This window comes from uncultured Clostridium sp. (assembly GCF_947039605.1).
In the GTDB taxonomy this organism is placed as follows: Bacteria; Bacillota; Clostridia; order Clostridiales; family Clostridiaceae; genus Sarcina.
This window is the reverse complement of record NZ_CAMQZG010000063.1, coordinates 1-16259: the sequence shown is the minus strand read 5'-3', so window position 1 is coordinate 16259 and position 16259 is coordinate 1. Positions and strand designations below refer to the sequence as shown.

The 16259-nt window shown below is 27.3% G+C and carries 18 protein-coding genes and 1 riboswitch; of the genes, 9 read left to right on the top strand and 9 right to left on the bottom strand.

Annotated elements, in window-relative coordinates; translation table 11 throughout:
* The first annotated feature begins 247 nt into the window (after nucleotides 1–247).
* Entirely contained in the window at nucleotides 248–439 is a 192-nt protein-coding gene (locus Q0V24_RS15470; protein ID WP_297522801.1) for a hypothetical protein, read from the top strand.
* Between the two features lie 84 nt (nucleotides 440–523).
* Here the strand turns inward: Q0V24_RS15470 and Q0V24_RS15465 are convergent, their stop codons facing one another.
* The 3 genes from Q0V24_RS15465 to Q0V24_RS15455 are packed head-to-tail and all read right to left on the bottom strand — an operon-like array spanning nucleotide 524 to nucleotide 3280.
* Nucleotides 524–1060 carry an ECF transporter S component gene (locus Q0V24_RS15465; RefSeq protein WP_297522799.1) on the bottom strand — a complete coding sequence of 179 codons (537 nt, stop codon included), beginning with the start codon at nucleotides 1058–1060 and terminating at the stop codon, nucleotides 524–526.
* A complete protein-coding gene (locus tag Q0V24_RS15460; RefSeq protein WP_297522797.1) occupies nucleotides 1057–1725 on the bottom strand; it encodes a DUF4430 domain-containing protein in 669 nt (222 codons plus the stop codon). The genes Q0V24_RS15465 and Q0V24_RS15460 overlap by 4 nt, the downstream gene beginning before the upstream one ends.
* Nucleotides 1718–3280, bottom strand: coding sequence for a hypothetical protein (locus Q0V24_RS15455; RefSeq protein ID WP_297522795.1), 1563 nt, complete (start codon nucleotides 3278–3280; stop codon nucleotides 1718–1720). The genes Q0V24_RS15460 and Q0V24_RS15455 overlap by 8 nt, the downstream gene beginning before the upstream one ends.
* 64 nt (nucleotides 3281–3344) lie before the next feature.
* A riboswitch (adenosylcobalamin (AdoCbl) riboswitch) is annotated at nucleotides 3345–3471 on the bottom strand.
* Nucleotides 3472–3641: 170 nt separating this feature from the next.
* On the opposite strand from Q0V24_RS15455, the gene Q0V24_RS15450 reads away from it, so the two are divergent.
* Genes Q0V24_RS15450 through Q0V24_RS15440 form a run of 3 tightly spaced genes read left to right on the top strand, consistent with a single transcriptional unit; the run spans nucleotide 3642 to nucleotide 5304 of the window.
* On the top strand, nucleotides 3642–4178 hold the full coding sequence (locus Q0V24_RS15450; RefSeq protein WP_297522793.1) for a sigma-70 family RNA polymerase sigma factor: 537 nt from the start codon (nucleotides 3642–3644) through the stop codon (nucleotides 4176–4178).
* Nucleotides 4160–4489: a hypothetical protein gene (locus Q0V24_RS15445; protein WP_297522792.1), complete on the top strand. Its 330-nt coding sequence runs from the start codon at nucleotides 4160–4162 to the stop codon at nucleotides 4487–4489. Before Q0V24_RS15450 ends, Q0V24_RS15445 begins: the two co-directional genes overlap by 19 nt.
* Nucleotides 4486–5304, top strand: a complete 819-nt coding sequence (locus Q0V24_RS15440) for a zinc ribbon domain-containing protein (protein ID WP_297522790.1) — start codon at nucleotides 4486–4488, stop codon at nucleotides 5302–5304. The genes Q0V24_RS15445 and Q0V24_RS15440 overlap by 4 nt, the downstream gene beginning before the upstream one ends.
* Nucleotides 5305–6389: 1085 nt before the next feature.
* Here the strand turns inward: Q0V24_RS15440 and Q0V24_RS15435 are convergent.
* From Q0V24_RS15435 to Q0V24_RS15415, 5 genes are all read right to left on the bottom strand, one after another.
* A complete protein-coding gene (locus Q0V24_RS15435; protein ID WP_297522789.1) occupies nucleotides 6390–7082 on the bottom strand; it encodes a hypothetical protein in 693 nt (230 codons plus the stop codon).
* Nucleotides 7069–8382, bottom strand: a complete 1314-nt coding sequence (locus Q0V24_RS15430; protein WP_297522787.1) for a TIGR03111 family XrtG-associated glycosyltransferase — start codon at nucleotides 8380–8382, stop codon at nucleotides 7069–7071. The genes Q0V24_RS15435 and Q0V24_RS15430 overlap by 14 nt, the downstream gene beginning before the upstream one ends.
* Nucleotides 8366–8965 (bottom strand): exosortase family protein XrtG, encoded by a 600-nt coding sequence (gene xrtG, locus Q0V24_RS15425; protein WP_297522803.1) that lies wholly within the window; start codon nucleotides 8963–8965, stop codon nucleotides 8366–8368. The genes Q0V24_RS15430 and xrtG overlap by 17 nt, the downstream gene beginning before the upstream one ends.
* Nucleotide 8966: 1 nt before the next feature.
* Entirely contained in the window at nucleotides 8967–9335 is a 369-nt protein-coding gene (locus Q0V24_RS15420; protein WP_297522786.1) for a 6-carboxytetrahydropterin synthase, read from the bottom strand.
* Between the two features lie 242 nt (nucleotides 9336–9577).
* Nucleotides 9578–10441, bottom strand: a complete 864-nt coding sequence (locus Q0V24_RS15415) for a DMT family transporter (RefSeq protein WP_297522784.1) — start codon at nucleotides 10439–10441, stop codon at nucleotides 9578–9580.
* Nucleotides 10442–10776: 335 nt separating this feature from the next.
* On the opposite strand from Q0V24_RS15415, the gene Q0V24_RS15410 reads away from it, so the two are divergent.
* A complete protein-coding gene (locus Q0V24_RS15410) occupies nucleotides 10777–12174 on the top strand; it encodes a basic amino acid/polyamine antiporter (protein WP_297522783.1) in 1398 nt (465 codons plus the stop codon).
* 32 nt (nucleotides 12175–12206) lie between these two features.
* Here Q0V24_RS15410 and Q0V24_RS15405 read toward each other — a convergent pair whose 3' ends face one another.
* Nucleotides 12207–12743, bottom strand: coding sequence for a YrvL family regulatory protein (locus tag Q0V24_RS15405; RefSeq protein WP_297522781.1), 537 nt, complete (start codon nucleotides 12741–12743; stop codon nucleotides 12207–12209).
* A gap of 222 nt (nucleotides 12744–12965) precedes the next feature.
* Between Q0V24_RS15405 and Q0V24_RS15400 the strand changes: the two genes are divergently transcribed.
* The 4 genes from Q0V24_RS15400 (at nucleotide 12966) to Q0V24_RS15385 (ending at nucleotide 16163) form a co-directional block, all read left to right on the top strand.
* Nucleotides 12966–14000: a serine hydrolase gene (locus tag Q0V24_RS15400; protein WP_297522779.1), complete on the top strand. Its 1035-nt coding sequence runs from the start codon at nucleotides 12966–12968 to the stop codon at nucleotides 13998–14000.
* Between the two features lie 371 nt (nucleotides 14001–14371).
* Entirely contained in the window at nucleotides 14372–14779 is a 408-nt protein-coding gene (locus tag Q0V24_RS15395) for a hypothetical protein (protein WP_297522777.1), read from the top strand.
* A gap of 12 nt (nucleotides 14780–14791) precedes the next feature.
* Nucleotides 14792–15724: a hypothetical protein gene (locus tag Q0V24_RS15390; RefSeq protein WP_297522775.1), complete on the top strand. Its 933-nt coding sequence runs from the start codon at nucleotides 14792–14794 to the stop codon at nucleotides 15722–15724.
* 118 nt (nucleotides 15725–15842) lie between these two features.
* Nucleotides 15843–16163, top strand: a complete 321-nt coding sequence (locus Q0V24_RS15385; RefSeq protein WP_297522774.1) for a rhodanese-like domain-containing protein — start codon at nucleotides 15843–15845, stop codon at nucleotides 16161–16163.
* The last annotated feature ends 96 nt before the right edge of the window (nucleotides 16164–16259 follow it).

Here is a 16259-nt window from a genome sequence, read left to right as displayed (position 1 = left end):
GAATGTATTTTATCAAAAATTTTTATTTAAAATACATTCGGTGAATAATTCAGGAAAGAGGTATTTATGAATAGTTTTTTATTTTATTTAATGCAATATTATACAAGTAACTTCTACAAAATTTGAAAAAATTGCTTTATAAATTAAATAAATCTATTTAACTTATAAATTACCATGTATTATTTATTTGATTTAGCACAAGATATTATTGAAGCAAACAAATTAAATCAAACGGAGGTTTTTATTAATGGAAAATATTAAACAAAACTTAACATCATCAGTGGAAGATTTAGAGTGTTCAAAAAAACACTTAGAGAAAGCGTTAGCATGTGCTTGTGAGTCATCAGACAAAGAAAAGATTAAAGAATCACTTTGTTGTGTTGATGAAGCGTTAGATAATACTAAGTGTGCAGCAGAAAATTGTTGTGAATTAAAATAAACTTTCCAAATTTTATAATTTTAAAGGTGGTAGATATTTCTACTACCTTTTTTCTTATTTAACATAAATAATTCAAATTACGTTTTAGGAGTAGTCTTTTGTTTTATTTAGTGCAATAAGATTTTTTTGTTTTTTTAGAATTGGAATAAAAATTGGTGCACATATAAGATAAAAAGCAAAGTTGCCTATTGCGTGTAACATATCAAAGGATAGTCCTGCAAAGTAATAAGCAAGAAAAGCACCAGGACCTGCAATGAGTAGCTTATCTAAGGAAACAAAGAATCCAAAGATAAACCCGCAAATAGCAGAGAAGAGAGCCATCCAAAATATAGGTAGAGTTCTAAGGCCTTTTCCAAGGAGTCCTGCAAGGAGTGCTATCATTGACCATGCAAGAATTTGAAAAATTGTCCAAGTTCCCATTCCAAGTAGCATATTAGATACTATAGTTGTGACTACAGCAACTGCAATTCCAAAAGTCGGACCAAAAATTATTGATACCATTATAATTATAGAAGTTACAGGTTTTATATTAGGCAGAAATTGAAGAGTTACTCTAGATGCTATATTAAAGGCAGATAACATACCTATAAGGGCTATTTCCCTTGTTTTAAAGAATTTCATCTTGCACCAACATCTTTTCCACCATCAAGGGTATAAACCCAATGAATCATATCGTTAGGGTATACATCAAAAGAACCGCAACTTTTATTTGGAAAAACACCATTTACTTTATACATCCAGCCAGAACTTCCACCATGATCAAATTCAGCTAGACCATTTATTGAATAAACATATTTAGTCATTCTTATTCCTCTAGATTTTATATTTATATTATTTTTAGAAAAAGCTTTTTCTGTAGCTTCAAATACACTTATAGTATCATCAATTTCTACTTTATAAGTTCCTATATTGTTATTATTTACACCTGTTAAAGATACTGTTATAAATCTTTCAGATACTATATTTTCGGTGGTACTATTATTTTCATTAGTAGTATTATTATCTGAAGTTATAGTATTATTTGTATTTGAGTTATTTTCATTTGAAGGATTATCTTTATTAGAATTATTTTCAGTATTTAAATTAGATGGTGAATCTTCTTTTATAATTTCATCTTTAGATATATCAGTATTATCAGGAGTATCCATAGTTTGCTTTGCTATAGCATTACTTTTAGAAATAAAAGTAGGTTTAGAAACGGGCATATTTAAAATTCCAATAGTAATAAAAGCGGCAATTATTATAAATGATGTAATGCTAATAATGGTAATAAGTTTTTTAGTCATCGTTTTTACTCCTTGGAATTACTTGTATTATTGATGTGATTGCAAGTGTAGCAAGGGAGAGTGCTATTATTCCAGCGATAGCAAGTCCGGTTTTTATAAAGTTAGGGTCAATACTTGGTGGTGCAGAAAGTAAAAGTTGTTCTGTTTTAGCTGGGTTAGAAGCACTTGCAGTTTCTTTTTGTACTTGCATATTTGCAGGAGTGCTTGTATTATTTTCAGTTTTACTACTCTCACTTTTATTGCTTGTAGTACTATTTGTTGTATTGGTGGTATTATGAGTCGTATTGTTAGTTGTGCTAGTATTATTAGTTGTACTATTATCGGTAGTTGAATTATCAGTATCCCCCTCATTAATATCTGGTTTTTCAGGATCAATAGGAGGGTCTGGTTTTTCAGGATCTACAGGTGGCATAGGTTTTTCAGTATCTTCTAGTTCTTCATCACAAATATCACAAATGTTATCTTTATTTTCATCTATATGCTCACAAGGTAGTTCGGGCTCAATAGGTGGCTGTGGATTTTCTTCAGCAGGTAAGTCTGCATATGTCCAATAATCATTAAAATCAGAAATTCTACGCCCACTTCTCATTGCAACATAAGAAATTAGAGTAAAATGTACTTGCATGTCAGCCCAACTATCAGCACCTTCGCCAATATGCCATTCAAAGTTATTACCTATTTTGTATTCATATAAATCTTCCATTGGGTTAGTTCCATTATAGTCCCAAGAACCATCCATGACATCAATACCTACTTCAGATAATCCCCAAATCATCATAGCGATAGACATTGAATTATTATATTCCATAATAACATCATTACCTCTTACTTGGCGCATAAAAGATACCCCTTTATCTATAGCGTCTTTAACCTCTGGTCTATCACTATAAGGAGCAAGTGAAGCTAAAACCATTCCTGTAACATCAATACCAGCTTTAGAAGAACCATTAGATAATCCCCAACCACCATGGTCAGTAGCAACACTTTCAACTAAGTTATTAATTAATTTTTCACGCAAATCATGTAAATTTTTTCTATTAAAATTAAAATCATTAAAATTGTTTAATCCAAGTAATAGCCAACAAGCTATATTTGGTCTATCTATATAATTAGACTCTGGCATATTAACATAATAAGGTGCTAAATCTCTTCCATTATCAATAGAACCAGGTCTTCTAAATTGAGTTGGCATTTCTCCCATGGACCTTACAAGTATTGTAATTCTAGATAAATCACCTACATGAGTTATTTCTGCATTGTTTCCAACATCATCATATAAATCTCCTATTATTTTTTGAATAGCTTCATGTTTGTTAATATCCTCTTCTAGTCTAGCTCTAGTCCAACCTACCCAAGATGAAGGATAAGAATCATTTTCTTTTAAATACTTCGCGATACTATCCATATCTTGTCTAACCTTATAAGGTGTTAATTCCTCTTCCACAGTAAGTTTTTCTTGTGCAAAGACTATTGTATTTAACGGACTAAATATAACAGAGCTAAGTGGTGATAAGATTGTAAAACTTAGTAGTGTAGCTAAAATTTTTTTTTTCATAGTTTATTATTCCCCCTTAAATTTTGAGGCGAAAAAAAAGAGCCAAAGAGGCTCACAGAATTAAAAGCAAACCTTGCCTCGAGGTTTGACATTTTAAGAAAGACCAGACTTATGGCAATAAAATACCCATTACTGTAGCGGGACTGTGTTGGAATCTAACCAAACTTCCTTCTAAATATTTATTTTTATGATTAATGTAAAATAATGGTAACATCTATTTTATAGATAATCAATTAAAATAAAGAAAAAAATATGAAAAAATAAAATATAAACCATTACAAGTGGTATTATATTGAAAAAAAGAAAAAAATGAACCTTTTTGAGGGCGAGGACAATAGTGATATAAGAAGGGGGGCTTTTAGTGAATTGTAGGGAACTTGAAAAGCTCATAGATGAATATGGAGATTATATATATAGTTTTTGTTTAAAACTCACAAGAGATAAAAATCTAGCACAAGAGTTATATCAAAACACTTTTTTGAAAGCTGTAGAGATTCAAGAAAAAATAGAAGTAAAAACAGCAAAAAATTATATTGTAGGAATTTCAATAAAGCTCTGGAAAAATCAAAAGAGAAAGCAAGCTATAAGAAATAAAATAGCATTTTTCATAAGTTCTGATGATAAAGATTATGTAGAAAAAAATATTGATATGACAGATATAGAGAGTGACTACATAAAAGAAGAAGAAAAAAATATTGTAGGAAGTATAATTGCAAATATGAATGATAAAATCAGGATTCCAATTATAATGTTTTATAATCTTGAAATGAGTATAGAGGAAATTTCAAATATTTTAGGTATTCCAAAAGGAACTGTGAAAAGTAGATTAAATAAGGGTAGAAGTTTAGTTAAAGAAAGTATGTTAAAGGAGGCAGGAAAGTGCAAAAAGATGATATAGATGAAATTATAAAAGCAAGTTTTGCTCAAATAGAAACAGTATCAAATTTAGATAAGTGTAATCTTAAAAGAGCAATGAGAGAGAAGGATAATAAAAGAGGGATGTCTATATGGTGGGTGCCACTTTTTGGAGCAACATTATCAGTTATTGCAGTTAGTTTTTTAGCTATTATGGTAGTAACAGATAATTATATACTAAATAAAGTAATCTTTGAGATTGTACAAACCACAAGAATAGGATTTGTGATAGTATTTTTACTAACAGTTTTAGGAATGTTTAAATTTAATTTAAAAGAGGAGGCAAGATTATGATAGACTTTATAATAATGTTTATGCCAATAATAGCATTTATAATAGCAATTTTAGTTTTAACTTTACTTATAGGAGTTACAGTATGGGTTTATAAAGATGCAAAAAGAAGAGGGGCAAATGCCTTTTTTTGGGCTGTGGTAACATTACTAGTTAATCAAGCATTTATAGGGTTTATAATATATCTTTTAGTTGGTAGAAAAAATCGACAAATAGAATGTGAGAACTGTGGAGAAAAGATAGATATAATATCTAAATTTTGTAATTACTGTGGTGCTATATTAGAGGTTGATAATAGTGAGTTAATAAAAAAGGATAAAAAAACTAATAAAATTATAGTAAACTTAGTAAAAGGAATAGTGCTAGTATTTTTGATTTTCATAGTAGGAATGATAGGGTTTGCATCATTTCAAATGGTTACAACTAGTAGTTCAAGTGTTGATGTAAAGGCAAGTTTTTTAGATAAAGGTAAGTATATTGATAGTGGTTATTCTTTTGCAAGTTTAGAAAATCAAACTGATGAAAAATGGACTAAAAGGTCAGTTAGAGAAGTATCTGATAGGTCTGTAGTATATGATATTGAAAATCCAGAGTTTGAAAAGGTATTAGTTAATTATAGTCAAAAAAGTGGAAGTGCATATATTGTAATTACGCAAGGAAATATAGAAGAGGAATTTGATATAACAAATTTAAATAATTATGACTTAGAACCATTAAAAATAGATTTATCAAGTTTTGAGGTAGGTAAAATAGATATAAGAGTAATTATGGATACTCTTATGATGAAGTTCAAGCTTAAAAAAACAACAAAACAATAATTATAAAAGAAAACAGGAGATAGCTAGGTTAAGGCTATCTCCTGTTTATTCACGAATAAAACTTATAATAGTAACTATATTAATATAGTAAATCAAAATTTATAGCAATGTAGGAGTAGCTATAAATTTATAGGGTTACAAAATTTATAAGAATTTTATGTAATTTAGAAATTAAACTATTAGGTTTAATAATCTAATTTCAGATTACAGTCATTCTAACAAAAATTTGTAAAATTTAAATTGTAGGGCATAGCCTAATTAAGGTAACTACATATTATATAATCTGAAAAATAATATGCTAATTTAGTTATTTACGCTGAAAATATTAATAAAACTTATTGAACCAGGTTAGTTCAATATTAGAATTAAATACAACAGGCTTTGAACTTAATTCAAAGTTAAATAATATTTACTTGCTATGCTAACAAATTGAATAATTAGTATAATATTTTTCATATTACACATTAAGTTTGATTTCATTTTAAATGAACATATTTAAAACAATAAAGTTATATTTATTCTAAAACTTTATTATTTTATTAGTTATTTAGTATGAGATTACTATTAAAATTTAACATTAAATAGCTTTATATACAAACCCATAGAAGTAATATAATAGCAAACTTTATTACTATTAGAAGTCTTGAGAGTAACGAAAATAAAACTAATTTGAAATTTTTTAATAGAAAGAAGCATAAAAGTATCAAATTCATAATTTTAGTAGTCTTATTTTTTGCTTATAATAAATTTAATGCTTAAATTAAAAGAATATATATAAATTTAATAGAAATATGAATATGAATTTATTAAATCTATAAAGTAGAGGTAGAAAAATATTTGAGTTTTTTATATAATTTAATGCTAAAATTTATAATAGGTCTACATTTATTAAAGTATAAATATAAACTTATTATAAATTATTTGATTATATAGAATAAATACATTTATAGTAGTATTTGTATATTTATAGTAAAAATTCAAAAAAACATATTTTAGTAAAATAAGAAATCTTAAAAAGCATATAAAATTAACAGAAGATAGAGAAGTACAAAGTAATTTATACTAGACTTTGTACTTTCTCATAGTTAGACTATATTTCTTTGTTTTTTTAGATTTATAATACTTAAGTTTCCTATAAATAAAAATATTAATATTATAAATATGAAAGATAAATTCCCAAAGATAGGACCATCAACTATAATTATAGGACCATTCTCAGGTATCCAATCTATATTAGGTGCATAAGCAGATGGATCAGATTTAGCTGCAAACTGAATTTCTTTATCAACAAGACCTATTGATTTTAATGGTATAGAAAATTCAATTTCACGACCATCTTGTGATGAAGAATCAAAACTTCCACCAAGGTTTGTTGTAATTTTAGGTTTATTACTTGAAGTTCTACTTTTACTTACATTTACAGTAACTGTTGTGGCCATTATATTTTTCCAGTTAAAGCTATCTTTTGGATTATCCCAAGGCGTATAATGAGAACCTAGATGCCCTGTCCCATTAAAGAATATAAGTTGTATATCCCAATAAGGATTTGTCAGGTCATATCGTTCAAAATAAAAGTAAAGTGTCTGACCATCAGAATAATACTTCATTGACTTTAAGTCTTCATCAGAATTAGAGGAATCACCAGCAACATCAGTTAAACCAACTTTATTGTTCCAATCAGAAAAATTCCCATCAAGTATAATTTCACTAGCAAAAGCTGGAGTGGTACATAATAGGTTTATTATAATACTAGCAAAAAATATTTTAAGTGCTTTCATTTGTTTTCCCCTTATTTTTTCTAAATATATAGTTTTTAATTTCCTTAAACTCATCACTAAGAGATTTTCTATTCCAAGAAGTAGAGTTCTCATAAGAATTTAATATACCAATAGCCCTAATGCCAAAAGTTAAACTTCTATAAAAAGGCATTAGTATAGAAATAAAGAAATTTTTATTTAAAAATGATTTAAGCTCATCAGTTTCCTTTAAAAATAATTTTATTATAAAAAAATTCATAAAAGACATAAGCATATATAGTGAATACAAAATGATATTAGCTATAATAAATATTTGAATAGGATAACTAGAGAATATCAAATAAATAGTTGCAAATACCCATATAAGTCTTGGAAATAAAAGTGTGTGGTCTTTTAAAAGTGCAGTTTTTAAAATATTAAATCCTTTTTTATTCCCTTTTTTTTCTCTAAAAAGACTAGCAACTTCAATTTCTCCAATTTGCCATCTTTGCCTTTGTTTATATAGTGTATCAAAATCATCTATTGGTTCAACAAAGATGTAGGCACTACTACAAAGCTCAATTTTACCTTTAATAAACTTTCTGATTTGGGATGTCATATGTGCATCCTCTCCAATAGTATCTTTGTTATAAAGTTGAGTTTTTAGTATAGTTTCTTTTCTAAAAACAGAAAAAGCACCAGCTATATTAAATATAGAGTTAGTTTGTGATTGAAAAGCACGACCTATAAGAAAAGATTCTCCATACTCAAATAATTCGAATTTTTGGAGAAGTTTTTTAAAAAATCCTTTTGTTTCCTTAATTTGCTTATAATTAGTTAAAACACTTCCTGTTAAAGCTATTGTTTCTGGTGAATTTTCAAGTTTTATTACACAGTTTAAAATAGCATCTTTATGTAAAATTCCATCAGAGTCTATGTTGAAAATATATTTTCCATTAGATAGATAAACACCTTTATTTAAGGCGATGCCTCTTCCATTCTTAGATTCAAGCCACCACATTCTTATTTTTGAAGTACTTTGTTTTTCTATAAAAACATCATGTGAATTATCAGTAGAACCATTATCTACAAGGAGTAGTTCTATTTTATCTAAAGGATAGTTTTGTCCTATTATAGAATCAATACAGTTTCCAAGACTTCTAGATGTATTATAAACAGGAACTACAATTGAGATGTAAGGATAATATTCAAGTTTAATATCTTCTTTTTTTCTTTTAATTAGTATGGAAAGTGCACTATAAAGGTTGAAAATAATATCAAGTATTAAAGGAATTATAATCCATGCACCTATAAATAAAAATATATTAGTTTGAGTGTTCAACACTAACACCCCCAAATGTATATTCTTTTAAATGTGTTTTTGTAAATACGAAATAGTAAATACTAATAGTTAAAATAAAGAAAAAAATCCTAGCAAAAATCATATGAGTTATAGAATAGCTATAAATACCAAAGTATTTAGAAATACCTGCTATAAATACTATTCTTAAAATATTCGATATGATAAGTGCACTAAAACCAGAGAGTGTTAGTAAAGAACCTCTAAGCTTATTTTTAAATGGGAAAAAGAGTGCTAGTGATAAAAATACTAAGATTTCTATAACACCAGAACATTCATAAGTTAAGTTCATAGAAATTATCCCATTATTAGTATTTATAAGAACCGTACCTACATCAGAAAAAGAATCAAATAAACCTGTTATAGAAGTTATTATATTAAGGAAATAAAATAAAATTTTACTCATAAGTACTTCTAAAGGTTTTCTAAAAAAGATAATAGATATTAAAAATAGTCCAATTGAACCAGTAAAAAATTCAAATGCTATCATTTTTAATTTGTGGAACATACGTAGCAGATAAATCCATATAAAGATACATAATAAAAATATAATTAAATTTAACATATTAATCATCTATACTAGAAATAATATAAGTTCTAGTTGGATTTTCACTTATTTCAATAGTTTCTAGATTGAAATCTTTATTTTCAATAAGTGCTGATATTTCATTGAAAAATATACAAGCCATATGCTCCATTGTAGGCTCTATATTTTCAAAACTTTTTAAATCATTTAGATATTTCCCTTCAAAAGCTTCAAAGTAATGAGTTAAATTATTTTCGAATTCTGAAAAATTTATAATTTCAGTTTTACTTACAGAAAGGAAAGTAATAACTTCCCAAGTATGAGGATGTATATTAGATTTTTTGGAGTTTATTGTAACGTTATGTTTTGCATTAACATAGAACTTGAATTTATATTTGAAATTTATCAATTTGAAAGTCCTCCCTTAAAATAAAATTTATTAGTCTCTATTTAATCTTTATATAAATTCATCTAAAAAGAAAGAAAACAAACTATAAATTTTGTAAAAAAAGAGAGAAATATGTTGAAAAACAATGAAAATTTTATAATTATACAAAGAAAAGGGCAATGTTATGCAACATTTCCCTTTTCTAAAAATATTTTTTAAAATAAGTGGATAAAATTCATAGCAATAAAGTCTATCCGGTTATTTTAATTTTTTAAGCGATCGCGTCTTGAAAAGATAAAACTTATAAGTGCAGCACCTATAACAACAGCATATCCAATTGCATTAATTTTAGTTGGAAGTGCATCAAAGAATATTGCTGATAGGAGTGTTGCAAAAAGAACTTGGCTATATCCAAATATAGAAATATCCTTAGCAGGTGCAAATTTGTAAGCAAGTGTTGCACCAAATTGACCAAATACAGTACAAACTCCTGCAAGTAGTAAATAGATAACTTGAGTGAAGTTCATATAGTGATAATCAAATATTACAAACGGTAAGCTTGCGAATATTGACATTGCAGAAAACCAAAAAACAATAGTTTGAGGGCTTTCTTTATCACTAAGATACCTTATACATGTAAATACAATACCTATAGAAATAGCACCAAGTATTTCTACAAAACTTGCCGTTAAATCTCCACCACCAGAAGGACCAATTATAACAATAATTCCAAGAAAGGCTATTACTAGTGCTCCTATTTGGAATTTTTTGATTTTTTCTTTTAAAAATACAAAACTTAAAATTATTATAAAGAATGGACCAAGCTGATTTAGAATAACAGCATTAGGTAATAGGAGGTGCTCTACACCATAAAAATTTGCAAGAGCACCAAAGGTACCAATTACACCACGAAGTAATAAAATTTTTCTATTACCATGATGCCCTATGAAGGAATCATGTTTTTTTATTACAAAGTAAATTGCAATAAAAAATGTAAGTAAGTTTCTAAAAAATATTTTTTGAATTATAGGTATATCATTTCCAGCTAGTTTGATAAAAAAGCTCATACCAGCATAGCCTAGTGAACTAATTAAAAGAAGTAATATACCTTTATTAAGTTTGCTCATAATATTTATATAGCTAAACTATATTTCTCCTTATAGTGAATTTATATGGTTACACATACTAAGTGATTATATAGCTAAGGGTATTTAGTGTCTATGTAAAGAGGTTATGATAAAGAAAAAAAGTGATGAGTAGATTTATTAAATTAGTACTAGATAGAGATTTAAAATACTAATCTTTATAGAAAAATTAGTAAAATGATAAATGCTAACGAAAAATTAGAAAAAAATACAAATAATATACAACAATTAATTAATATGTTACAATCTTAACAGATAATTATTAAATTTAATGATAAAAAATTAAATAAACAAAAGATAAAAGGGGGCACTTACAGTTGGAAAAAAAAGTTGGACTACTTGGGCTTATAGCAATGGTTGTAGGTTCTATGATAGGTGGTGGAGTTTTTGAGCTTCCAGCAGAAATGGCAAGGTCAGGTAGACCATTCTCAGCTATAATAGCATGGTCTATAACGGGACTTGGTATGTTCTTTGTTGGTAAGGTTTTTCAAACTTTATCAAATTTAAAACCAGAATTGAAGGATGGTATTTATACATATTCTAAAGTTGGTTTTGGTAAGTATATTGGATTTAACTCAGCGTGGGGCTATTGGTTAAGTCATTTGCTTGGAAATACATCATATATTGTATTATTTATATTTGCACTACATAGTTTCTTTCCTCAAATGGGAGGGATGGGAACTTTAACGGGTGTTATAATATCAGTTGTGATGATTTGGGGAATATTATTTATAATTGCAAAAAGTATGGCAGTGGCAAATAAGCTTAATACAATTGCAACTATAGCTAAGATTCTACCAGTAATATTTGCAATTATACTTTTATTTTTATGCTTTAAACTTAATGTGTTTACAAGAGATTTTTATGGAATTAAAGAATTCTCAACAGGAGGATCTACAGTTTCAAGCATATTTTCTCAGGTTAAACATGGACTTCTTGCCACTGTATGGACATTTACAGGGATTGAAGGGGCAGTTGTAATTTCAGGAAGAGCAAAAAATATTAAAGATGTAGGTAGAGCTACTATAGTAGGATATATATTTACACTTATATGTTATATTCTTATTGTAATGCTTAGTTTTGGAGCACTTAGTCAAAGTACTTTAGAAGGACTTCAAAGTCCAGCACTTGCTGGGGTTCTTGGAGATACTTATGGTACATTTGGTAGAGTTATGATAAATGTTGGTGTTATTATATCAGTTCTTGGAGCGTGGGTTGCTTGGACTATAATAACAGCAGAAGTGCCTATGAGTGTAGCTAAAGATAAAGTCTTTCCTAAATTTTTAGGAAAAGAGTTAAAAAGTGGAGCAGCAATTAATTCATTAGTTGTAAATGCTATTATAATGCAAATAGCATTTATTTTATCAATGTTTGCAAGTAATGCATTTTCACAAATAACAAGTCTTGCAACGCTTATGGTTCTTATGCCATATATATTCTCAGCACTTTATCTTGTAAAACTTGCAATTCAAAATAAAAAAGTATCTCATTTCATATATGGTGGGATAGCAATTACATTTTGTCTATATGCATTATCTACAGCAGGACTTGCAGGGTTATCTAAAATATTTATATTCTATGCACTTGGAATAATTTATATAGTGATAACCTCAATTGAAAATAAGCAAAAAATGTTTGAAAAAAAATGGGAATTATATTTATGTATTGTAATATCAATAATTGGTATACTTTCATTAATATACAGTTTTATATAAAAAATAGAGTAGATTCTACATATGAATCTACTCTATTTTTCTTTTTTATCATCTTTATCTTTATCAGTATTTTTTTTAAGTTCTTTTTCAAAATTTTTAAGTTCTTTCTCCATGTCATCTATAGCATCATCTAAATTGTTTTTACCCTCATTATTTTGTTCATTACCAAAACTAGATTCTATCTTATATTCAATTAAAAATAGGATAAAGCTAGTTAATATAGGAGATATAAAACTTAAAGTCACATTTTCAATTAACATATCACAGATCAAGAATAAAATAGTTTTAGTTGAAACAGAAACAAATAATTTAAGTATAAATTCGGATTTTTTATTTGGATTTCTAAATTCAGTTAAAATTGTAACAAAAGCATCTGTAAATAATTCAATCACAGTAGATAAGATGCAGAAAAGTAACATAAAGAAAAATAAATATTTAGTAGAGGTGAATTTTACTCCGAATAATGCAAAGATACTAGAACCTACAAATGTGTAGAGTACAAAAGTTATCCCAAAAAATAGAATTGTAAATAAACTTATTCCTAAAAAGTTTTTGATTTTACTTTTCATGATATATCCTCCAAAACACTATGTTATATATAAATACAATTATACCTTAATATAACAAGACATAATTGTTAAAAAAGTATAAATATATAAAATAAAAAGCTAACTAATACATATATACGCATAAAGTTAAATAAGTTTACATTAATATAAAATAAAAAATGCAATGAGTATTATATAATTAAAAGGAATATAAATTAGGTATTAAGTTAGGAGCAGATGAGAATGAAGAGAAAAGTTTTAATAACAGCTCTGTGTTTAGGATTTGTAGGGTTTTTTGTAGGATGTGGATTGAATTCTAAGAGGATAGATAATTCAAAAGAAAGTCAGTTAGAAAAAGAAGAAAAAAACTTATCTATTGAAGATTTGAAAGTAATAGAAGAGGCTAAAATAAAAGTTCAAAAAGAAGAAGCAAAGAAAAGAGAACAGGAAAAAGTAGAACGAATAGTAGTAGAAGAAACTAGAGAATATAGAGATAATATAGGATTTTATTATTATAATTTAGATACAAAGGTAGAGTATTCAATAAATGAAGACAAAGAGTTTAGAGCAGCAAGTACAATAAAGCTTCCATTAGTTATGATGGTAATGGATGATGTATATAATGGTAAGTTATCTTTAGATACTATACTCTCGTATAATAAAAATACAGATTATGAAGGTGGGACAGGAAGTCTTCAACATAGAAAAAAAATAGAAAAGGTATCAGTTGCAGAAGCGGTAAAGCTTGCAATAACTACATCTGATAATATAGCATATAAAATGCTTAATAGAAATGTAAGCATGTCAATTAAAAGTTATGTGGAAAAAATAACTGGTGTGAAGATTGAGGGAACAAATCATTTAACAGCAAAGCAGGCTATGCTAATATTGAAGCATTTATATGAAAATCCTGATGACAATCCATATTACAATACAATTATAAAACATTTAAAAAATACAGTTTTTCATAAAACTATGGACAAGTATATTCCATATGAGAAGGTAGCACATAAAATAGGGTCATATTATAGGTATTATCATGATATAGGTATAGTTTATGGTGGAACAGATTATATTATGGTTATGTATACTAAGGATGTAGGGGAGCTCCCAACAGATGTTAACATTGAAAATGATAGTATACTTTTAATAGATGCAGGAGCACTTGCTTGTGAGATTACAGCAAAAATTTCAGAAAGAATATATAATATGCATGTAGAAGATAACAGTGAAGAAAAAGGTATTATAGAAGAAAATATAGTTGATAAAGTAGAATGAAAATAAAAAGTAGGTGTGCAATTAGTACATCTACTTTTTTAGTTTCATTTAAATTTAATTTTAAGAAAATTTAAAAACAATTTAACTAATATAGAAGTATAGTAAAGTAAGCTTGAAATAACAAGGACAAAAGATAAACCTGCAACAAGTGCAGTAATATTTGAAATATTAAAATTCGATAGCATATTAGTCACCTCTTCTTATAGTTTTTCTAATATATAATATTCAAACTATATAAAAAGATTTACATATTTTTTGAAATAAAGTAGATAAATAACTTAATTGTTATAAGTTTTATACGATTATTAATAGTGTGTTTAAAAATAAGGATTTTGATTCATATTTATTAGAAAGATTAGGGGGAATTAGCATTGAAAAAGATAATAGTAGGATGTTTAGCGCTATTTTTAACATTTACTTTTATGAGTTGTGGTAAACAAAATGAAGAAGTAAAAGAAAATTTAATAGTAAAAACTGAGTTTGAAATATTAAAAGAGGAAGAAGTAAAAGATGTTGAAAATAAGGATTTATACTTAGAATATGATTATGAAGTTAAGAGTGTTGAAATAAAAGGTACAACATTAGAAGTAGTTATAGAATCAAATGTAAATACATCAGATGGTATTTATGCACTCGGTAAATTTATATCAGGCTACATAAAAGAAGAAAATAAAGCAAAGTTTGATTTATATGGGGTTGATAGTGAGAGCATAGTATTTATAAATAAAAATAAAAAATGGTTATATGATGGCAGTAATACTATAAAAAGTATAAAGTAAGGGGGGGATTTGATGAGTTTTAAAAGTATAGTCAAATGTGGTGCAATTAGTACTATAATAGTTACAGGGATATCAACTATAGTATATGCAAATAGTTTAGAGATAAATATAGAGAATGATTATGTTAGTATGAATGAGTATAATTATTTAATTGGTGGAGAACAAGAAATAAAAGAAATTAAGTTTGGAGAAGTTGAAGGTGAGTTCAAAGATAAATATATAATAAAATTAAAATCTGGTATAGCAGAAGAGATAAATATATTAGAGGTATTTGAAGGTGGTCGTGGAATATATATAAATGGGAAATACATACCATTTATGAAAGTAGAGGTAAATGGATTTGTAGTACCTAAAATGAAAAAAGCAATATCGGAAGAGGGTATATTAAAATTACCAGTTGAATTTTTTAAAGAATATTTAGGTGCAATAGCTGAAGAAGAAAAGCTATTAGTAAGTAAAAATCCAATTATTGATATAGGAGTCATTGGAGAGTTTAATGATATAGAGTTTATAGGTAAAGAAATAAAGCATGAGGATAATAAAGAAGGTATAGTAGAGAAGGAAGTTAATAATGAAGAAGAACTGGTAGAAGTAGTACCAGAAGTTTCACAGCCAATAATAGAACAGCCAAATATCCCACAAATAAAACCAGAAATAATACAGCCGGAGCCGGAAATAGAAAAGCCAGAAATAATCCCACCAAAACCAGAAGTAGAAGAGCCAGAGATAATCCCACCAAAGCCAGAGCAACCAGAAGAGCCAGAGATAATACTGCCAGAAGTAGAAGAGCCAGAGATAGAAGAGCCAGATACAAAACCAACAAAACCTGAAATTGAAGAAATCCCATCAGAACCAGAAGAATCTATAACACCTCCGATAATTGAAGATAATACTTTAATTGAAGGGGAGGAAATAGAAGAGGAGGTCCCTAAAGAAAATACTTAGAATAATTAATTTAGAATAAAGTAAAAAATAATTAGGTTAAATGCTTTATTAATTCACAAATTTATTTTAATATATAATAGTTAGGAATTTAAGAAATAGAAAGGAACTGTGAAATATTATGATAAGTTTAGAATATAAAGAATTAACACCACAAGAGGCAAAAATTAATTTAAATAAAAATTTAGATATATTACTTGTAGATGTAAGAGAAGTTGGTGAGTATAATATGGGACATATAGAAGGAGCAGAACTTATTCCACTAGGGGAAGTTGAAGATACTTTTGAAGAGATGGACATTAAGAAAGAGCAAACGATATATGTTTATTGTAGAAGTGGACATAGAAGTGGAATAGCACAAGAGGTTCTTATGGATATGGGATTTACAGATGTTTATAATATAGGTGGAGTAATGCAATGGCCATACGAGTTAATTCAGTAATAAAATTAAAAGCATAAAAAGAGGTTGTCCTTTCGGACAACCTCAGATTGTAGACAAAAGGTACATTTCTAAAATATAGAAATGTACCTTTTTCAA